Here is a 19360-nt window from a genome sequence, read left to right on the forward strand (position 1 = left end):
CACGACGGCGAGCGGTGCGATCAGGATATACGCGAGCACCTTCAACATGTCTGCCACCTCCAGCGGTTGAGGTCGTTGTTGCAACCGCATGGTAGATGAGGTGGCGGACATAAACTCAGGGTTGGAAAGTATAGTTAAGCGATGTATCCAACTCTGGACACGCTGATAAGCCCTCGCTTTACCACAGTCATCTGAATTGTGCTGGGCGTAAAGACATCAAATGAGAACTCGTCGAAAGCAGAATCTTCCTTCTCGCCACCATCGAGATTGAGTTCGTCAAACTCGAAGACGTCCAAACCAGCCTCCTTGAGCATGGCCGCAGGAAGCTCATAGTCTTGATCGACCAGTCCAAACACGACTAGCCCCTGCTCGACGCAGAGTGATACAAACAGCCTCTCACCAGCACTATAAAGAAGACCAGCAAAGGTCGATCCTACAAAGCTCCCGATTAGATAACCGAAGATCGGCAGCTCGATAAGCATGGCTTGTCCCACAAAACCTGCAACCAGTGAACAAGTGCTCACGAACAGATCACGCATGAGCCTATCAACCAGCTCGGCACTCTCCATCTGACCCGATGCGACCTTGATGCTGTTCTCAAGCATATCGATGGCAATGACGGACACAGCACCGATAACGCTGGAATCAAGAGCCTTAACCGCTCCACCAAGCAGACCGATTCGAGCGGTCTCGGTAACTGCCGCTGCTACTGAGCCGATGAGAAACCCGTGAGCTCCGCCCGCAACCGCATCAGAGCTGCCCGACTTCAATAGCTCGAGGTCAATCTCCCCAGTGCGAATCAGATGCTCTATTGTCTCGAGCACCGCAGGGGCTGCAGAAAGAGCGGCAGAAATCATCGCAGCAGTCATGCCAGCCTTAACGGAGCTTTGGAGTGTCTCCTTGATGCTGGTAAACTGCGCTGGAGTTAGGCCGTACTTCGCAGGATCGAACCTACCGTTTTTGGTATCAAGAGCCAGCTGCTTTGACTCCATACGCGTCAGCGGCTTCGAGGAATTGCCTTGGTCATCGCGAAGAACGGTGTCAAGGTGATCAAGAGCATCCTTGTAGCGCTTAACTTGCTCGGGACGAGTAGCTTGTTCTTTAGCTATCTTTCTCTCAAGGCTGTCGCGAGCCTCATCAAACTGGCCATCCGCAATAAGCCTAACCATTTTCTTATAAATCGGATCGTTCGGATCGATACCAGCTTGGTCCAAAGCACATTGGGCCGCAGGTTGATGTCTGGCCGCCTGATCGAAGGAGACAGCCTGGGCCTTCGCCGCAGCCTCTCCGTTGCGATAGTACTTCACCTGTGCCTTGGCACCATAGTTCGTTTCAATGTCAGGAGAAGCGAAGTCATGCGAGCGAGGAGCCCATGCCTCATGCGAGGAGCCGTTTCTCAAAGAGTCCATGTTGAAGGTGCGTACGTGCCAGCACTCAGCCAGGTCGCCACTAAGGGTGTCGATTGTCTTTCCGCTCGTCTCGAAGTTTGCCAAGTCCGATTCAAGAGCTGCAATCTCCGTCTCAACCTTTGGGACCCATTCCATATCCTCGGAAGCTTGCTGCGCCGCAGCGGCCGCGTCACAGTTCTTTACGAAGTACTCGTAGCCCTCCCTGAAATCGTCCATGTCCTAGACCTTAAAGAACTTAGGCAATACATCCATGTAGACGATAAGAGTCAGTAGATTGTATTGCTGGTCTTTCGCTAAGTCAGCTTTGAACATATCACCCGCGAAGTCCACGACCTGCTTACCACGTTGGAATGCGCCGCCTGCTAGATTTGCAGCAGCATCTGCCACGGGAGAGAGAGCTTCTAGACCAACCCTTGAAAGTTCACTCCCTACGTCAGGAATGCTCGTTTTCTCAGAGGGGCTGTAGCGAAGGTCAAGCTTCTTCTCAAATCGCTTGCCATACTTCTCGCAGAGCGCGCAGAAGTCCTTGTAGTTGTCCTTATTCATGCTGTTGTTCTCAACATACATGTAGCTCTGAGTCCCAAGCATCCCGCAATGCATACCAGGCTCATAGCAGACGTCCTTGACGTTCGCTCTGACCGTCTTACCAAGATTGGTATCGCCAATGAAAAGCACATGATTCAAGGAAGTCAGCTTGACCAGATTGTCCTGGTATTGCTTACCGTTCCAGATGACAGCCTCAACACCGCCATCCTTTGTGCCCACTTGCTTGTTCTCTTCGTCATCCCGCGCGCTCACAAGTTGCCGAAGATAGGTTGCATACTTCTTCTCCCCGTCTTCGCAGACGATGATGAGCTTGTCCGTCATGCGTCGCTCCTTCACACGATAGATTGATACCTTGCTCGCTACCTTGACATTGATTGTAGGTCACGGCGTGGACCAAAAGCCCCAGGCCTGCTTGATGACGATGCCACTCTCAGCGGAGCGACCATCTAGCTCGACAAGCGCGCAAACGTCGCCATGTATACCCGGATTCGCCATGTCAGAACAACGTCACGAACAAGCTTGGTGCGCGTACCGGGGCATTTGGTGTGGAACCAGGGAGGGGGATGCATTACTCCAACTTTTGCATACGGAGGATCTCGACCGTGTCAGGAGACAGAGACCATACTCGAACTCATCAACAAAGACATCATCATGGCCAATGGCTCTAATAGAAACCGCACCCATCCGCGACGGAGGATCCACGACGGCTGCTACATGAAGGTGTAGTCTGGGCAGCACCGCGACACCGTATATGTACTAAAGGTTGGAGCATGCCATGCCCGACTATGCATATGGAAAGACCAACGACAAAACAAGGCGAGTCAGAGTCCTAATTGAACAAGTCTCGTCTCTGGGAGAATTAACGACGATCAATTTGCCTGCAGCAAGGGCATTGCTCGATGAGATTCAAACCGACTATTCCTCCGTCGATGATGTGTTTGTCTCTTCGGCCAGGAAGATGCTCAGCGACATCGTTTCCGATGGCACGATAGACAATGAGGAGCGAGCCCTGCTCAGGAACCTAGCAGCCACCCTTTCAAATCCCATATCCGATGAGCCCGTTTCATCATTTGACAACCAAGCATTTGTACTAACTGGTGACTTCGAAATGGAAGGCGGCAAAGAAACCGCGAAGGAAATGATTGTTGCCGCCGGAGGGATCATCAAGTCATCTGTGTCGAGAAAGACGCAGTATGTTGTGGTTGGTGCCAAGGGATCGGACGCATGGGGATACGGCAACTTTGGCAATAAGACCAAGGATGCGCTCGATCTCCAGCTTACCGGTAAATCAAACATCAAAATCGTGTCTGAGAAGGCGTTAACAGAGGCGCTAAAGTCCGCCAGTCCGGAGGCCACCAAAGTCCTTCAGGATAAGGCCGAGCTTTTCAAGAAGCAGTGGGAGTCTGCCAAGGTCGTCACGAATGACTTCACTGGGCTTACCGCAGGCCAACAGAGAGCTTTTGACCTTGTAAAAGACGGTCGAAATGTCTACCTTACTGGGCTTGGAGGCACTGGTAAATCATACGTTCTGAATCAGATAATTGACTGGGCACATTCAATAGAAAAGAACGTCATCGTCTGTGCCCCCACTGGCATAGCGGCCCTCAACGTCGGAGGCTCAACCATTCACAGAGCGCTAGGCATCGGGCCAGAGAAGCCTCTAGGAATCAATCCAAATCCCTACATTCCAAAGAACTCGCCCCTAATTGCATGCGACCTTATGATTATCGATGAGATTTCGATGTGTCGTATGGACCTATTCGATTATCTGTCTTTAGCATTGAAGAAAGCAGCAGCCTTGAGACACTCCAGCGGCAGGGAATGCTGCCAGCTTGTCGTAGTCGGCGACTTCTGCCAATTGCCACCGGTAATCCCGAAGCCAGAACAGAAGATTCTCGATGAGAAATATGGCTTTCACGTCAGAGGTGGCTATCCCTTTATGGGCACCGAATGGAGCAGCTGGGACTTTGAAAAAGTTGAGCTGCAAGAAGCCATCAGACAACGCAACGCGAGTTTTGTCGCCGCCCTAAATGCTTGCCGTATGGGAGACCTATCTGGGGTAAGGTGGATTGACGAGCATTCTGCAAGCTCTCCACAGGATGATTCGATTGTCCTTTGTGGGCGGAATGATCAGGCGAACAGAGAGAACGAGCAGCGACTTGAGTTGCTCCCTGAAGAGACCACCCAATACGGGTCAAGAATCACTGGTGAAGTGACAATAAAAGACATGCCCACCTCGCAGACCGTTTCTCTCAAACCGGGCGCGAGAGTAATGGCGTTGGTAAACAACTCTGATGACACCTACATGAACGGAGAACTCGGTACTGTCATCAATTGTTCCAAGAGCGGAGCAACCGTGGATTTCGACGGTACTGGCAAGACGTTCGTCGGCATGCATACCTGGGAGATTACCGAACCATACCTCATCAATGGAAAAACGCGCACCAAGACGATAGGAACCTTCGAGCAAATCCCCCTAAAACTTGCCTGGGCTATTACAATCCACAAGTCGCAGGGACAAACGTTCGATCATGCGATTATCTATCCGGAATGCTGGGATTATGGGCAGCTCTACACGGCGCTTTCGAGACTATCGAGCGTTGATGGATTGTATTTAGTTCATGAGATGAGCGACTCATTCCTGAAGACATCGCCAGATGTGCTCGGCCTTTCTAAACGACTGTTACAGCAGACCGGTAACCGCTGCTCCTGTTCCAACCGCTGAGACCGTTGAGAAGAAGCGCGCCGAATCGATTCGCGCAACGGGCAGGAAAGCATCAATCGATCGGACTAATCCAGCAGAGCAAAGGGACCAGGACAATCTGTTGTCTCTTGGTATGCCTGTTAATGCAGGCCTCAATATCCTGAGCAGGGAGGGGGTTGGCTCTCTGCACGAACTTATTGGGCTAGACGAGAGTGATTTGCTCTCGATGAGGGGGATGGGCCTATCAAAGGTCAAGAACCTTGAGCTGTTCCTCATAGGCAAACAAATCAAAAGACCCAGCTCGACACTCCCGTTGACCAAAGAAGAATACGAAGAATGGTACCGAGAACAAGCTGCCGTAGAATAACAACATCTCAGCTCCTCGCTCCTTGATAGCCGCAACGATTGGAATCTGACATGTCAATCAGCGAAATCGAAGGCAAGTCCTTCTGCTTCTCAAAGAGCATCCTCTCGATTGACCCATTCGAAGGTTATCAACTCGTCGTCAACCATCACGGAGTTCCCTGCAAGTCAGTAACAAGCTCCACCGATTACCTTGTAGTCTCCGATGACATAGTCACAGGGTCGATATCAAAGAAGTATGTCGAAGAGGCAAAGGCTAAGGGCGCTTCCATTCTTGCGGAGTCACAGTTCTTAGACATGGCGGACTTCCATCAATCTCCAGCAGGAACTGCAGACCACTGGATAGTTATCGATGACTACCTGGAGGACGGCAAGGCAGACGTTTCGAATGCCCCCGCGTGGGACAACACGGTTGCCCCCTATAAGCTGTTCATCCAGCACGGAAGCGTCAAAACCACCGACGATGGCGGCTGGAACATCGTGGACTGTGGATTGATTGACCCCATTGGGTATTCTGCGCCGAGCGTTATCAGCAACGAGAACATTACAGGAATGGTCCCTTGGTCAAAGTGGAGTAACGACATTGGTTCGGTCATAGTCAAAGATGCTTATGCGCCCAAATCGTGCGCATTCCTTTTCGATGGCTTATCTCGCTGCTCAAGCATTGACCTATCTGGCATGGACACATCCAATGCCACGAGCATGGTTGCCATGTTCCGCGGATGTGCTTCTATTGGCTACTTCATGACTACTGATCGGTTCAAGACGAGCAACGTCACGGATATGAGTAGCATGTTCTTTGGTTGTATTAGCGCTCGCGTTATTAACTGCATAGGGTGGAGTCTGGCAAAAGTCACAAGTATGACATCGATGTTCGAGAACTCTCCTGCAGCCGTCTTATTTGACGAATCAAACGTCCCAATCCCGCAGCATGTTAAGCAGGATGGTATGTTTGACTCTACTCCCATAGGCGGGCGCTGGATGCGGCGTGCCTAGCTATCACGCCATAATGCTCATAGGGCCCTCTCGTCAATGACCGAGAGCAGCTCTCCGACCGTGATGACCTTAGTCCCATACTCTTTCGCATGCTCTAATTTCGAGGGTCCAGCATTATCGGCAATCGCAAGATATTCAGTAAATTTCCCAACGTTATTCTGGGGATGGGCACCTTTCGCCTTGAGATACTCCTCGATGGAATTGCCAACGTAGCCAGGCACGGCACCTGTAACGACCAACTTCATGCCAATCAAACTGTCAATATCAGCCGGGTTCCCTCTTAGGCCCATAGAGGCGAGTTCGGTTAGCACTTCTTCAATGGTGACATCAGTGCCATGTACATGACCTAGCCCGCTTGGACAAGCTGGTTGATGGCCATAACCCTTCTTCGAAGTCGCCGGAGTTTGCTCGCTCCCCCATTCACATCCAGCTGGCACTCCATACTCAAAACTCATCTTCTCGAAGAGTTCCTTACAGGCCGTTGCATCGCACATGGCATCATGATGATTATCGATTTTGATGCCGTAATGGTCACAGGCAGCCCGAAGCGACCCAACACGCAGGTGCTCTACAGCCATAGGCATCGTGTCAATAAAGGAAACGGAGGGCATAGCAATGCCATATGCTCTAAGGCTCTTCTCAATGTGATGCAAATCGGCCCCAGCAGCATTATGGGCAACGAATGTATACCTCTCTAAACTAATGAGAAAGCTAGAGGTATCGCAGAAGGTCTTCATGTTAGGCTTACCAACGACATCAGCTTTTCTTACTCGATGACAGCGAATGGTCATCGGTTCAAATGCACTTTCTGGATCGATTAGCTGTGTAACGGGCTTGGCAATTCTGTTGAAGTCATTGTCCGTTATTTCATAGGCAAGCTGGCAGATTCTCTGCCCCGAATTAGCTGTCTCATCGTCAAAGAACATGTAACCGTTTGGCATGCTCGTCCTCCAATGGTCTTGTAGCCTCCAAACATTCCCCCACAGGGCTGGTGCACCATGTGAGAGCGAATTGCTTCACATGCCAGAGAACAAGCTTGTGCCTCCCCTAGTCAAACCGTAGGAAAGTACTTAGCAAAGTAAGCTCTCAATGTTGGGTCCTCAACATAGACGTGAGTCCCCAGTATCCCTCGGGTCAACAAGACGTAATAGATGTTCTTGATGTAGCGGTCGAGATCCTTATCCGACGCCGTGGCATAGCCATTCCGATCGTAATAGCTAGCTCGGTTGGATATCGGGATACCGCTCTTTGCATCAATCATCAGGTCGTTCCCGATGATCACGTACGCATAGCTAAGGTCATATCCTTGAATGGAGTGAATACATCCGACCTCATGCGCCACCTGCGGATCATTGATACCACGACCTACCCAGTTGTCATAGGTGCAGTTCCATCGCAGCCCGATGTCATCGATGACGATATCAAGGGCATCTCGGTCTTTCTTCGAGACCCATTTCCACGCATATCCAGCAACCATCCTGCTGAGGTCGTGCACCTCATAATCCTTCTCGAAGCTATCAACAAAGCTACCGAAGTCTTCATGGAGTAGAAGGTCATATCCCTCGAAGTGTCGATGACTAGAGCACTCGCCATCGAGTATCTCCTGGATGTACTCGAGATAGACCTTCCCGCCCTTCACGCGCATCTGGCTCTCGAGCTCAATTGGGCTCTCAACGGCTTTGCCCAACGTGCTCTTCACGGCATCGCTTCCGAGACATGAGGGGCCAATGCTCTGCAGAGGATCGTAGAAGAAAATCGGGAGTTTCGCTTGATCAATGATCCAGTCCATTTGTGTCGCCTGCTTGGGTAGCCCAAGCTCCCTGTTGACATCATCATAGTTTCCAAACTGGGTGCCCAGGTTCGTGCGACGTTTCAGCTTGTGAGCTTCGTCAACCAGCAGAATATCGAAGCTCTTCTCACCATCTGCCTTATAACCCATACTTGGTTTCACGAGATCCATCGGCCCGATAATATCTGACGAGTTAAGGCCACTCACGTTAGCCAAAGACTTCTGCAACGTCTTTTTAAGCGATGTCACTGGTTCAACGACGCGGACGTTCATGCCCGCATAACGAGGATTATCGCGTAGCGTCTTCAGGAGATACGTGGCCAGTACTGTCTTGCCCGTACCCGGCATCCCCTCGACCACAATGGGTTCCGCATTCTCAAGCCCGGTGTCTATGGCACAAAGTATCTTGTCTAGTGCTGACCGCTGATCAATGGTCAGACCTTTGAACGGAGAGTACTTGAACACCTCGGACTCCTCAATCTCCGAGATGCTGTGCTCAGCAAGATCCAGCCCGCGCAAGTCCTCCCATAGCTCTCCGAACATATCCTCGTACTCAGCCTTACTGAAGTAATTTGTGTCTGTCATCCCATCATTTTTGTTAGTGAGCGTGTACCTACCATCCGCATGCATGTAGCCGATGAGACGATGCTCATAGTCGGTAATGACAGACGCATTGAACTCATCGTTGTAGATGATGTTCACGGTCTCGAAGTCGCGCTTCTCCTCATTCGCACCGTGTTGGCCCATTCTAGTCACCACGCTCGTGGTCTGACCAACATATGCGGTGTCCTCATTGGCAAGGATATAGACCATTGGCCAGTTGAAGACCTTGTCCTCTGCCAGGTCGAGGGTTGCATAACTAATCTGCTCACCGTAGTGGAACGGGCATCTATCAATAAGGAACGGCGAGCCTTTGGGACGTTCGGCCGTCTCGCTTGTAGGTATGGTTATCACAGCTCGTCGCACTTCCTCGAATTGTCTTGCTGCTCTCAGAGGAACGCTTCCCGTTGCCCGTCATCATCTTATCGCAGAGATCGCTTACCTCGCAGGCCAAGAACGCATGCTTGGTCACTGTCCTTGCCGTCGCACCAACCATTAAGCAATCCTTAACAGTTGCCCTTCTCAGCTATTGAGCAATCCTCAACAACTACCCCTCACAGCCTGTCGCCGAGCCGCCACCTGAAGTACTCCAGCTCAGCCTCCGTGTGGAACCAGTGCTCCCCGCCTGCCTGCTGGGTGAGCTCGCAGCCGAACCTCTCGGCGAAGGCATGCACCACGTCGTACTCGCACATCGTGTCACCCTCGCCGCGCAGGATGTGGGTCTCGTGCCCCCACGCGGTGACGGGATGGTCCCTCACGTACTCGTAGTACGGCCAGTACAGGGGCTCGATGTCGTTGTCCACCGAGACCTGCTGCCTGAAGTCCTTCTCGGTGATGTGGCAGTAGCCCATGATGTTGTGGATGATGCGCTCCATGTTGGTGACCGGCGAGAGGAACCACACCCGGGCGATATCCGCCTTGGCAAACGCGAGCAGCTCGAAGTGCGCCCCCATGCTGCAGCCGAACAGCGAGACCTCGCTCGCGCACGCACTCGTTAGGCATGAGGGGGGTCCGTCTCGTACACGCGCTCGCCATGGCACGGCAGGTCGAAGCTCAGGACCTGGTAGCCCCTGATCGTCGCCTCCTGCGCAAGCACCGAGATGCAGTCGTCGATCTAGGAGGAGTGGCTGCCGTGCGCCGCGATGATCATGCGCCCGCCCGGCTCGCCCCAGAGTATCGAGGGGATGCCGTCGATCTTCAGCTTGTCCAGGTTCATGGTGCTCCTCTCTCGCGCGGTCAGGTATCAAGGATTCCTTGACAACTGGGTTGGCCTGTCTCGGCAACCTTTGAGGATTCCTCAATGGTTGCGCGTGAGCTGTCGCCCATGTGACCTCACGCGTGGGCTCAGGCTAACCTACTCACGAGTAGGTTAGCGAGGGAACGACCACCTGAGAGTGGGCCAGCTAACACTGCGGGTCGAGCCGTCTTCGGTTTCTTCCAATAGTGTGATTCTCCTCACACTATCCCTATGGATTAGTGTGACTGCCATCACATAATTGGAAGGAATGACAACTCGCTCGAATGTATGGACATGGGCGCTTCCCGGCGGCGGGAGTGACAGAAACCACTCACTTGGCAGCCTCGCAACACGCTTTTTCGTTTCCGCGCCGGTATAGACTGTTTGGGGGTGCGGAAACGAAATCTTGTGCGTTGCTACGGACATGCATTGGCTGGTAACGGTCGGCAGCTGCCGCGCTACCACTGCGCGCCCTCGAAGTAGGCGTCCATCTGCGACTCGAAGCCTGTGGTGACGCTGGCTGGCACGGCGGCCTCCACCGCCTGCTCCACTATCTGGAAGCGGTCGCTCGCAAGCTGCGCGTTGGTGCCGCTCGCCTGATGCGTGCCGTCCGCATAGTGGGCCTCGATGGCCTCGACGGTGCCGCCCATGACGCCGGCCTGCGAGAGGTCCTGGGGAAGCGCCGCAAAGTCCGCGCGCGTGATGGTACCCTCGATGGATTCCACGGCGACCTCGATGCGAGTGCCGTAGTTGGTGAGCGGGGTGCCGCTGGGCGTGCTCGTGAGCGTCACCAGCGTGCCCGAGCTTGGGTAGGCGGGCGTCGCCTGCGCCCACGGCCACGAGCAGGCACAGCAGCCCCCTCCCCTACGCCCGCCTGAACTCCATCGCCGGGTACGCCTCGCGAGCCTCTGCCGGTACGTCGGACGGGTAGGCCGTCGCATCCGAGAGGGTCCCCGGTGTGCCCGTGGACCTCGCCGCCTGGATGGCCCAGTGCGGTACCTTCAGACGTGCCAGCTCCCGCGCGATGGTGGTGATGTCCTCAGGCGCGAGCACGTCCGGGTGCCAGGTCGTGCGCGCTTCCATGTCCACGTGCGCCGCCAGGACCAGCCCGAGCGACTCGCGCGCTGCCTCGCCTGACCCTGCCTTTCCCGTGACCTGCGGGTACTTGTCCCATGGCGCCTTCACGTCGAAGCCGACCCAGTCCACCAGCGGCAGCACCTGCGCCAGCCTCTCCGGCCAGGCACCTCCGGTGTGGAGCCCCACCTGGAACCCGCGGTCGCGCGCGAGGCGCATCGCGTCGGCGAGCCGTGGCGCCGCGAGCGGCTCCCCGCCCGAGAACACCACGCCGTCGAGCAGCCCTTGCCTGTGGTCGAGCAGGTCGACCAGGTCAGCCGTGGAATACGCCACCGACGACAGGTCCCAGAGCTCGTGGTTCTGGCAGTAGGGGCACCGCCACGGGCACCCTGCCAGGAAGCAGACACAGGCGAGCTTGCCCGGCCAGTCCACCGTCGAGAACGACGTGATCCCCGCGATCGGGAGCTGTGGCAGCGCCGCCGCGTCCGGGGTCCCCTCAGCTGTCTGATCCATTCGACCACTCCCCTTATGACGACGCGGCCGGCAGGTCTCCCCGCCGGCCGCGTCGTCGATGATGCCCTATGCCTACCTGCCGCAGCAGCAACCCGGCTCGACGAACTCCACGCGCTCGTGGAACTCGCCCTTCTTGCCGGTGTTGAAGAACGACACCGGGCGGTAGTATCCCATCACGCGCGTCCAGACCTCGCAGGGCTGGCGCTCGTCGTTCTCGATGCGGACGCCGTCCACCACCGTGCCCGTGCTCTGAAGCTCTTCCTTGTTGACCATGATGGCTCCTCTCAACTGCTATCTATTATATCCCATTTATGCCACGCCCGCGCGTCGCCCAGGTCCCCCACCGCAGCGCGCCTTGTCCCTACGACCCGACGACCGTGCCCTTCTCGGCCTCCTCGGCCTGCTCGAGCTTCTTCTGCTGGGCGAGCTCCTCGTCGCAGATCGGGCAGTACTTGTGCTCGCCCGCGATGTAGCCGTGCTTGGGGCAGATGGAGAACGTGGGCGTGATCGTGATGTAGGGCAGGCGGAACTGCTCGAGCGAGCGCTTGACCAGCTGGGCGCAAGCCTCCTCCGAGCTCACGCGCTCGCCCATGTAGAGGTGGAGCACCGTGCCGCCGGTGTACTTCTTCTGCAGCTCCTCCTGCTCGGAGAGGGCCTTGAAGGGGTCGGTGGTGTAGCCCACGGGCAACTGGCTCGAGTTGGTGTAGTAGGGCTCGGCGGGCGTGCCTGCCTGGAGGATGTCGGGGTAGCGCTTCTTGTCCTCGCGGGCGAAGCGGTACGTGGTGCCCTCGGCGGGCGTGGCCTCGAGGTTGTAGAGGTGGCCCGTCTCCTCCTGGAAGTCGACCATGCGGGCGCGCACGTAGTCGAGGATGTCGATGGCGAGCTGGCGGCCCTCGGCGTCGGTGATGTCATGGGCGTCGTGGGTGTAGTTGCGGACCATCTCGTTGATGCCGTTGACGCCGATGGTCGAGAAGTGGTTGCGGAGCGTCCCCAGGTAGCGGCGCGTGTAGGGGAACAGGCCCGTGTCGATGAGGCGCTGGACCTCCTTCCGCTTGAGCTCGAGCGAGACCTTGGCCAGCACCAGGAGGTCGTTGAGCTCGCCCGTGAGGCCGTCCCAGTCGCCGGCGTGCTTGTAGCCCAGGCGCGCCATGTTCATGGTGACCACGCCGATGGATCCCGTCTGCTCGGCCGAGCCGAACAGGCCGTTGCCGCGCTTGAGCAGCTCGCGCAGGTCGAGCTGGAGCCGGCAGCACATGGAGCGGACCATGTTGGGCTCGAGGTCGGAGTTCACGAAGTTCTGGAAGTAGGGCAGGCCGTACTTGGCCGTCATCTCGAACAGGCGCTTGGAGTTCTCGGACTCCCAGGGGAAGTCCTTGGTGATGTTGTAGGTGGGGATCGGGAAGGTGAAGACGCGGCCCTTGGCGTCGCCCTCGGTCATGACCTCGATGAAGGCGCGGTTGATCATGTCCATCTCGGGCTGGAGGTCGCCATAGGTGAAGTCCACCGGCTCGCCGCCCACCAGGGGCACGTCGCCCGCGATGTCGTCAGGGCAGGTCCAGTCGAAGGTGAGGTTGGAGAACGGCGTCTGGGTGCCCCAGCGCGAGGGCACGTTCATGTTGTAGACGAAGGCCTGCATCTCCTGCTTGACCTCCTCGTAGCCGAGGTGGTCGACGCGGACGAACGGTGCGAGGTAGGTGTCGGTGGACGAGAAGGCCTGCGCGCCCGCCCACTCGTTCTGGAGCGTGCCCAGGAAGTTCACCATCTGGCCCATGGCCGCGCCCAGGTGCTTGGGCGGGGCGGACTCGACCTTGTTGGGGACGCCGTTGAAGCCCTCGTTCAGCAGCGTGCGCAGGCTCCAGCCGGCGCAGTAGCCCGACAGCATGTCGAGGTCGTGGATGTGCATGGAGCCCGAGCGATGGGCCTCGCCCACCTCGGGCGGGTAGATGTGGGAGAGCCAGTAGTTGGCGATGACCTTGCCCGAGACGTTCAGGATGAGGCCGCCCAGCGAGTAGCCCTGGTTGGCGTTGGCGTTCACGCGCCAGTCCGCGCGCGAGAGGTACTCGTTCACGGAGCTGGTGACGTCGACGTAGGTCTCGCGGTCGCGTCGGGCCTGGCGGCGCTTCTCGCGGTAGACGATGTAGGCACGGGCCGTCTCGAAGTAGTTGGCCTGGACGAGCGTCTGCTCGACGATGTCCTGGACCTCCTCGATCTTGGGCGTGGCGCCCTCGAAGCGGTAGCCGATGACCTTGACGGCCTGGTTGGCCAGCTCCATGGCCTCGCCGGCCTCGAACTCGTCCGTGGCCTCGCCGGCCTTCTCGATGGCGGCGCAGATCTTGTCTGGGTCGAAGTCGACGAGCTCGCCGTCGCGCTTGATGATGGACTGAGGCATCTTCCAGGTAGCTGGATCCGGTGACATGTGACCTCCCACGGCGTGATGCGTATCGGGTGCGGATGACGTGGGTCAAGCGCGTAGTGACCACATTACCTAGTGTGCGGCAGCTTTGCAAGATACCACAATTTGTGTTTTTGCCCGTGATATGGACGAGACGAGAAGGTGCTGCGTGGGGCCCGGGTCCGACAATTTCGCGAACGGTGCGGAAGGCGTGAGGTGACCGCTGGCGGCGGCAGACGGCCCGCGAACGGCAGCGCAAGGCGGCGGCAGGGCAGGTCCCCCGCACCCCGCAGGTGCCGCCGAGAGGGACCCTACAGCCCGGCCACCACGTCGGCCACGGCACAGGTCGCGCCGTACGAGACGCCGTCGCCTGTACCCAACAGCCGCACGCCGGCATCCCACAGCGCGCGCAGGCAGGCCTCGACGTCCGCGTCGCCGAGGGGCCAGGAGGGGTGTCCGTCCTCGACGCCCTCCACCGCTCCCGCAGACGGTCGGCACACCACGCGCACGTGCGCCTCGTGCGCGGCGTCGACCACGGCAGGCGCCAGCCTCGCCAGCACGTCGGCAGGAACGCCGTCCACGCCCACGGCATCGGCGCCTGCGCTCGCGAGCGCCGAGAAGGTCTGCGCGAGCGGCTCGCCGTAGCCGAGGCATCCCTCGGCGTCGCAGGTGAGGCTCACGCACACGGGCAGGTCGGGTGCCGCCTCGCGGCAGGCGTCGAGCGCGGTGCGTGCGTCCAGGGCCGATGCCATCGACGAGACCATGATCGCGTGCACGCCCGGTGCCAGCGCGCCCACCAGCTCCGCATAGGCCGCACGGGCAGCACCCCGCTCCCTGATGCCGCAGGGGCCCACCTCGCCCATCACGAAGCGCGGGCCGCCCGAGCGTGCGCAGCGCAGGGCCGATGCCACCACCGTGCCCACGTCCACGTGCACCCCCGCACGCCCGAGCGCAGGCGCCGTGGCCTGGGCCGTCGCCGTGAGGGCCACGTCGGCCCCCGCGTAGCGGTAGAGCTCGTGGATGTGCGAGACCGTCTCGGGCTCGTCGACGAGCCAGGCCGCGGCCGCGACGTCCTCCGCCCCGGCCTGGCGCGACAGCGGCTCGGCCATGGTGCCGGCGAACGCGAGCGGCGCGTCATCGTCTCCCGCGAGGATGCATCCCAGCTCGAAGGCCGCCTGGTCATCGGCGTCCACGGAGGCGGCGCGGCCGCGCCAGGCCTCCTCGCCACGCTCACTCTGCGTCAACGGAGAGTCCCTGCCCTTCGAGGTAGTCGATCCAGCGCAGCATCGTGTCGTGCGAGAGGGCGTGCTCCATGAGGCAGGCCTCCGCGTCGGCCGTCCCAGGCTCGACGCCGAGGTCCGAGACGAGGAAGGCGCGCAGCATGCGGTGGCAGCGCCAGACGTCGGTCGCCAGCTCGTCGCCCTCGGGCGTGAGCGTGACACGGCCGTAGCGTGCCTGCTCCACGAGGCCCCGCTCCTTGAGGGCGCCGAGCGCCTTGGTGACGCTCGCCTTCGACACGTCGAGCTTCTCGGCCACGTCGACGGAGCGCACCTCCGCCGAGCCCGTGTCGAGCGCGATGCGATGGATGGCCTCGAGGTAGTCCTCGTTGGCCTTGGAGAGGTCGTGGCTTGTGGTCTCTTCTCTCATGCTGCTCCTTCGCCCCCCTCAGAGGGTGGTGCCGTCGAGGCCCTCGTCCATGGTGTCAGGCCCTTGCGGGTCCTCACCGGCATCGATCCGCTGCATCATCAGCGCCAGCTCGTCGGGGTCGGCGATGACGTAGGAGACGCCGTCGATGGTGCTCGTGGTGGAGGGTATGTTGGCAGAGCTCACGTCAGTCGAGGTGTCGATGCCCTTGAGCGAGAGGGCGAGCCCCGCTATGTCGGCGACCGTCATGTCGGTCGAGACCATGTCGGTCGTGGCGTTGACCACGCTGATGAGGGTGACGGGGTTGGCCTCGGCCTCGAGCTGGCCGAGCATGGCGGTCATGAAGAGCCGCTGGTGGCGCATGCGGGTGTAGTCGCCGTCCGCGTAGGCGCGCGAGCGGCAGAACGTGAGCGCCTGCGAGCCATTGAGGGTCTGGGTGCCCGTCTCGATCACGTCCTCGCCGGCCTTCGCATCGTCGATGCGGTCGGGGACGTCGAGCGTGACGCCGCCCATCGCGTCGACCACGTTGGAGAAGCCGTCGAAGGAGACCTCGACGTAATGCGAGATCTTGACGCCGCACAGGTCGTCGACGGCCTCGACCACGCCCTGGGCCCCGCCGTAGGCATAGGTGGCGTTGATCTTGCAGGTCTCGCCGTTGTAGGTGACCTTGGTGTCACGCGGGATGGACACGAGCGCCACCTTCTTGGTGGCGGGGTCGATGCGCGCGAGGATGATGGTGTCGGACCGGTAGTCCGTCTCGCCGGGACGGCCGTCAGTGCCGAGGAGAAGCACGTAGTAGGGCTGGCCCGGCGTCGTGGAGACGAGCGTGGAGCGCAGGTCGTCCGTGATGGTGTCGGACGAGAGGCGCATCTGGACCGAGACGCCCCAGGCACCGAGCGCCACGACGCCGACCACGAGGACGGAGACCGCGGCCACGACGACGCCATGGAACACGCCGCGGTGACGGCTCTTGCGCGCGGAGCGCTCATGGTAGGTCGAGGCGTTCGTGCGGCTATATGAGTCGAACCCCGAACGCGTATGTGACCTGCTGTGCCTTGACATGGGACACCTCCCTCGCGAAGCCTCTAGTCCTCGTCTGCGGATGCCACGTCGCAACGCTCCACGTGGGCCCCCAGCGACTGGAGCTTCTCGGTGAAGTGCTCATAGCCACGGTCGATGTGATAGACGTCCGACACCGTGGTGATGCCGTCGGCCACGAGGCCGGCCATGACGAGCGAGGCACCGCCACGCAGGTCAGGCGAGCGGACCTCGGCGCCCGAGAGGTGCGGCACGCCACGGACGATGGCATGGTGACCCTCGATGCGCACGTCGGCACCCATGCGGATGAGCTCGCCGGCGAACATGAAGCGGTTCTCGAAGACGTTCTCGGTGACGATGCACTCGCCGTCGGCCACGGAGAGCAGGCACATGGCCTGGGCCTGCATGTCGGTGGGGAATCCCGGGAAGGGCAGGGTCTGGATGTCGACGGGCTTGATCGCGCCCGTGCGGCTCACGACGCAGCCGTGGTCCTCCCGCGTGACGTCGATGCCCATGAGCTCGAACTTCTTGAGCACGAGCCCCAGGTGCACGGGGTCGAAGCCCGACACGCGCATCGGCTGGCCGCAGAGGGCCCCCATGGCCAGGAACGTGCCAGCCTCGATGCGGTCGCCCACCACGCGGTGCTCCACCGGGTGGAGGTCGCCCACGCCCTCGACCTCGATGATGGGGCTGCCGGCGCCACGTACGTCGGCGCCCATCTGGTTGAGGAGGTTCGCGAGGTCCACGATCTCGGGCTCGCGGGCGGCGTTCTCGATGGTGGTGGTCCCCTTGGCATGGACGGAGGCCATCATGAGGTTCTCGGTGGCGCCCACGCTCGCGAACTCGAGGGTCACGTCGGCACCGATCACGCCCTCGGGTGCCGTGGCATGGATGTAGCCGTGGTCGATCTCGAACTTCACGCCGAGCGCCTCGAGGCCCAGGATGTGCATGTCGATCTTGCGGGCGCCGATGTTGCAGCCGCCGGGCATGGCCACGATGGCATGGCCGAAGCGCGCGATGAGCGGCCCCAGGACGGCGGTGCTCGCACGCATCTTGTCGACGAGCTCGTAGGGCGTCTTCCACTTGTCGACGGACGAGGTGTCGATCTCGAGCGTGTGCTCGTTGTCCACCTTGACCGTGGCGCCGAGGCGCTTCAGGACCTTGCCCATGATGTGGACGTCCGAGATGTTGGGCACGTTGGTCAAGGTCGTGACGCCAGGGGCCATGATGGTGGCCGCCATGAGCTTCAGGGCGGAGTTCTTCGCCCCTTCGACGACGACCTCGCCGCCGAGCGGGTACCCACCCTCAACCTTGATGACGTCCATGCGACCTCCGACTTGGCTCCTAGGCTACGTGCGCCCCAACCGGTCAAGTGTAGACGATGCCGAGCCGAGCTCAAAGGAGTAGCACCTACGCGACACAGACGGGCACGGCCAGGCCCCCATGGGCGAGGCCGGTGCAAGGCGGCAGGGGTCCGTGCCCGTCCCTATCGGCCCAGGAGCTCGTCGAGCTTGGCGCGCGTCGCCGGGTCGAGCCGGTCGCCCAGCGTCATGCGCGAGAAGGTGCGGTCGGCCAGCTCGGTGGCCGCGTCGTCGGTGGCATCCGAGACCTGCGAGATGAGCGCGGCGCTCGAGAGGCGCGTCACACCCTCGCCGCGCACCGTGGCCTGCACGGCCAGGTCGGACGTGATCACCGTGACGGGATGGCCGGCTCGGCGCTCGCGCGTCGCCGCAGCCTCGATCACGGCGTCGGCGGTCTCACCGGGGCGCGAGAAGACCAGGCGCACGCCGGCCTCATGGATCTCGGGACGCTCGGGGTCGAGGTTGCCGCCCCCGTCATAGACGATCACGGCCTGGTAGCGTCCCTGCGCGAAGGCCGCGACGTCGGCCACGAGCGCCTCGCGCGCCCGTGAGAACGGGTCGTTGGTGCGGCCACGCGTGTCCAGGTGGAGGTCGTCGTCGGCATCGCGCTCGTCCTTGAGGTCGAGGTAGCGGTTGGTGCCGTGGATGACGTTGTAGCCATCCACCAGCAGGAGCTCGAGCTTGGGGGCCCGCGGGCGTCTCCGCGCCATCAGAGGTGCGCACCGCCCTCGTCGGCGAAGGTCCTTCTCATCCACTCGTACGAGAGGACCGTGGCGGCCTGCGCCACGTTGAGCGACTCGACCCGGCCACGCTGGGGGAGCCTGCAGGTGAAGTCGCAGTGCTCGAGGACCAGGCGAGAGATGCCCTCGCCCTCCGAGCCCATGACGAGGGCCACGCGTCCCTCGAGCGGAGCCTCCCAGACCACCTGGTCGGCATGCTCGGTCGCGCCGCCCGCCCAGAAGCCGGCGTCCTTGAGCTGGTCCAGGGCGTTCGCGAGGTTGGGGACCTGCGCCACGGGCATGTGCAGCACGGCCCCGGCGCTCGTCTTGTAGGCGGCGGCCCCCACGCTCACCGAGCGCGCCTTGGGGATGACCACGCCCGCGGCGCCCACGACCTCGGCAGAGCGGACGATGGCCCCGAAGTTGCCCTCGTCGGTGACGTGGTCGAGCACGACCACCAGGGCAGGGCCGTTCCCGGCCGCGGAGATGATGTCGGCAAGCTCGGTGTACCTGAAGGGCGCGGCCTTCGCCATCACGCCCTGATGGGCCCCATGGCTCGAGAGCGCGTCGAGCTGCGAGCGCGGCACGCGCTCCACCGCGACACCGGCGGCCTCCGCGCGTGAGACGAGCCTCGCCAGGCGCGTGTCGCCCTCGGAGTCCGCCACGAGGAGCCGTGAGAGCGGGAGGCCTGCCGTGAGCGCCTCGCCCACGGCGTTGCGGCCCTCGATGTAGTCGCGGGCGGGGGCATGTCCTGCGGAGCCGCGACCCTGCGTGCGAGGTCCGCGACCCGTGCTCGTGCCGCCACCATGGCCCTGCGGGCGCGCACCCTGCCTCGGGCCTGCGCCCTGGCGCGGGCCACGCGACTTGGGAGCGGCGCCCTGTCGGCTGCCCGCACCCTGCTTGGAACCGGCAGGCTTGCGTGCCCCGCCGCGTGGGCGCGACCCGCCCTTGCCTGATGACTTGGCTCCCATATGG

The 19360-nt window shown here is 60.3% G+C and carries 17 protein-coding genes; 2 read left to right on the plus strand and 15 right to left on the minus strand.

The genetic code is table 11. The features are described from left to right. Nucleotides 1-134: 134 nt before the first annotated feature. Both LKE50_01315 and LKE50_01320 read right to left on the minus strand, forming a co-directional pair. Nucleotides 135-1625, minus strand: coding sequence for a hypothetical protein (locus LKE50_01315; GenBank protein ID MCH3967278.1), 1491 nt, complete (start codon nucleotides 1623-1625; stop codon nucleotides 135-137). 3 nt (nucleotides 1626-1628) lie between these two features. Next, complete coding sequence (locus LKE50_01320; GenBank protein ID MCH3967279.1) at nucleotides 1629-2276, minus strand: hypothetical protein; 648 nt, start codon at nucleotides 2274-2276, stop codon at nucleotides 1629-1631. A 454-nt stretch (nucleotides 2277-2730) separates the two neighbouring features. Here LKE50_01320 and LKE50_01325 point away from each other — a divergent pair, with 454 nt between their 5' ends. Continuing rightward, on the plus strand, nucleotides 2731-4680 hold the full coding sequence (locus LKE50_01325) for an AAA family ATPase (GenBank protein ID MCH3967280.1): 1950 nt from the start codon (nucleotides 2731-2733) through the stop codon (nucleotides 4678-4680). Between the two features lie 396 nt (nucleotides 4681-5076). Then, nucleotides 5077-6018 (plus strand): BspA family leucine-rich repeat surface protein, encoded by a 942-nt coding sequence (locus LKE50_01330; protein ID MCH3967281.1) that lies wholly within the window; start codon nucleotides 5077-5079, stop codon nucleotides 6016-6018. Between the two features lie 17 nt (nucleotides 6019-6035). Here LKE50_01330 and LKE50_01335 read toward each other — a convergent pair whose 3' ends face one another. The 13 genes from LKE50_01335 to rlmB all read right to left on the minus strand — a co-directional run bounded on the left by LKE50_01335 (nucleotide 6036) and on the right by rlmB (nucleotide 19356). Further along, the gene (locus LKE50_01335; GenBank protein MCH3967282.1) at nucleotides 6036-6959 is read right to left on the minus strand and encodes a hypothetical protein; all 924 of its coding nucleotides are present in this window, start codon (nucleotides 6957-6959) and stop codon (nucleotides 6036-6038) included. A gap of 110 nt (nucleotides 6960-7069) precedes the next feature. Next, complete coding sequence (locus tag LKE50_01340) at nucleotides 7070-8761, minus strand: DUF2075 domain-containing protein (protein ID MCH3967283.1); 1692 nt, start codon at nucleotides 8759-8761, stop codon at nucleotides 7070-7072. Between the two features lie 200 nt (nucleotides 8762-8961). Continuing rightward, on the minus strand, nucleotides 8962-9360 hold the full coding sequence (locus tag LKE50_01345) for a hypothetical protein (protein MCH3967284.1): 399 nt from the start codon (nucleotides 9358-9360) through the stop codon (nucleotides 8962-8964). Between the two features lie 742 nt (nucleotides 9361-10102). After that, nucleotides 10103-10435 carry a hypothetical protein gene (locus tag LKE50_01350; protein MCH3967285.1) on the minus strand — a complete coding sequence of 111 codons (333 nt, stop codon included), beginning with the start codon at nucleotides 10433-10435 and terminating at the stop codon, nucleotides 10103-10105. A 73-nt stretch (nucleotides 10436-10508) separates the two neighbouring features. Beyond that, nucleotides 10509-11231, minus strand: coding sequence for an anaerobic ribonucleoside-triphosphate reductase activating protein (locus LKE50_01355; protein ID MCH3967286.1), 723 nt, complete (start codon nucleotides 11229-11231; stop codon nucleotides 10509-10511). Nucleotides 11232-11303: 72 nt separating this feature from the next. Then, entirely contained in the window at nucleotides 11304-11504 is a 201-nt protein-coding gene (locus LKE50_01360; GenBank protein ID MCH3967287.1) for an anaerobic ribonucleoside-triphosphate reductase, read from the minus strand. An 88-nt stretch (nucleotides 11505-11592) separates the two neighbouring features. Then, nucleotides 11593-13647: a ribonucleoside triphosphate reductase gene (locus tag LKE50_01365; GenBank protein MCH3967288.1), complete on the minus strand. Its 2055-nt coding sequence runs from the start codon at nucleotides 13645-13647 to the stop codon at nucleotides 11593-11595. A 287-nt stretch (nucleotides 13648-13934) separates the two neighbouring features. Further along, nucleotides 13935-14867 (minus strand): homocysteine S-methyltransferase family protein, encoded by a 933-nt coding sequence (locus LKE50_01370; protein ID MCH3967289.1) that lies wholly within the window; start codon nucleotides 14865-14867, stop codon nucleotides 13935-13937. Beyond that, nucleotides 14854-15270: a metal-dependent transcriptional regulator gene (locus tag LKE50_01375; protein ID MCH3967290.1), complete on the minus strand. Its 417-nt coding sequence runs from the start codon at nucleotides 15268-15270 to the stop codon at nucleotides 14854-14856. Before LKE50_01375 ends, LKE50_01370 begins: the two co-directional genes overlap by 14 nt. Nucleotides 15271-15288: 18 nt before the next feature. Beyond that, a complete protein-coding gene (locus tag LKE50_01380) occupies nucleotides 15289-16329 on the minus strand; it encodes an LCP family protein (protein MCH3967291.1) in 1041 nt (346 codons plus the stop codon). 23 nt (nucleotides 16330-16352) lie between these two features. Then, entirely contained in the window at nucleotides 16353-17630 is a 1278-nt protein-coding gene (gene murA / locus LKE50_01385) for a UDP-N-acetylglucosamine 1-carboxyvinyltransferase (protein MCH3967292.1), read from the minus strand. A gap of 161 nt (nucleotides 17631-17791) precedes the next feature. After that, nucleotides 17792-18376, minus strand: a complete 585-nt coding sequence (locus tag LKE50_01390; protein MCH3967293.1) for an NYN domain-containing protein — start codon at nucleotides 18374-18376, stop codon at nucleotides 17792-17794. After that, nucleotides 18376-19356, minus strand: a complete 981-nt coding sequence (rlmB, locus tag LKE50_01395; GenBank protein ID MCH3967294.1) for a 23S rRNA (guanosine(2251)-2'-O)-methyltransferase RlmB — start codon at nucleotides 19354-19356, stop codon at nucleotides 18376-18378. The genes LKE50_01390 and rlmB overlap by 1 nt, the downstream gene beginning before the upstream one ends. Nucleotides 19357-19360: the final 4 nt, after the last annotated feature.

The sequence above is a fragment of the Atopobiaceae bacterium genome (assembly GCA_022483015.1).
Classification (GTDB): Bacteria; Actinomycetota; Coriobacteriia; order Coriobacteriales; family Atopobiaceae; genus JALCUE01.

Excerpts from the sequence above, each read along its gene's own strand:
- LKE50_01315 (MCH3967278.1), bottom strand. The coding sequence starts at position 1,625 with ATGGACGATTTCAGGGAGGGCTACGAGTACTTCGTAAAGAACTGTGAC.
- LKE50_01320 (MCH3967279.1), bottom strand. The coding sequence starts at position 2,276 with ATGACGGACAAGCTCATCATCGTCTGCGAAGACGGGGAGAAGAAGTAT.
- LKE50_01325 (MCH3967280.1), top strand. The coding sequence starts at position 2,731 with ATGCCCGACTATGCATATGGAAAGACCAACGACAAAACAAGGCGAGTC.
- LKE50_01330 (MCH3967281.1), top strand. The coding sequence starts at position 5,077 with ATGTCAATCAGCGAAATCGAAGGCAAGTCCTTCTGCTTCTCAAAGAGC.
- LKE50_01335 (MCH3967282.1), bottom strand. The coding sequence starts at position 6,959 with ATGCCAAACGGTTACATGTTCTTTGACGATGAGACAGCTAATTCGGGG.
- LKE50_01345 (MCH3967284.1), bottom strand. The coding sequence starts at position 9,360 with ATGGGGGCGCACTTCGAGCTGCTCGCGTTTGCCAAGGCGGATATCGCC.
- LKE50_01355 (MCH3967286.1), bottom strand. The coding sequence starts at position 11,231 with ATGGATCAGACAGCTGAGGGGACCCCGGACGCGGCGGCGCTGCCACAG.
- LKE50_01360 (MCH3967287.1), bottom strand. The coding sequence starts at position 11,504 with ATGGTCAACAAGGAAGAGCTTCAGAGCACGGGCACGGTGGTGGACGGC.
- LKE50_01365 (MCH3967288.1), bottom strand. The coding sequence starts at position 13,647 with ATGTCACCGGATCCAGCTACCTGGAAGATGCCTCAGTCCATCATCAAG.
- LKE50_01375 (MCH3967290.1), bottom strand. The coding sequence starts at position 15,270 with ATGAGAGAAGAGACCACAAGCCACGACCTCTCCAAGGCCAACGAGGAC.
- LKE50_01380 (MCH3967291.1), bottom strand. The coding sequence starts at position 16,329 with ATGTCAAGGCACAGCAGGTCACATACGCGTTCGGGGTTCGACTCATAT.
- murA (MCH3967292.1), bottom strand. The coding sequence starts at position 17,630 with ATGGACGTCATCAAGGTTGAGGGTGGGTACCCGCTCGGCGGCGAGGTC.
- LKE50_01390 (MCH3967293.1), bottom strand. The coding sequence starts at position 18,376 with ATGGCGCGGAGACGCCCGCGGGCCCCCAAGCTCGAGCTCCTGCTGGTG.
- rlmB (MCH3967294.1), bottom strand. The coding sequence starts at position 19,356 with ATGGGAGCCAAGTCATCAGGCAAGGGCGGGTCGCGCCCACGCGGCGGG.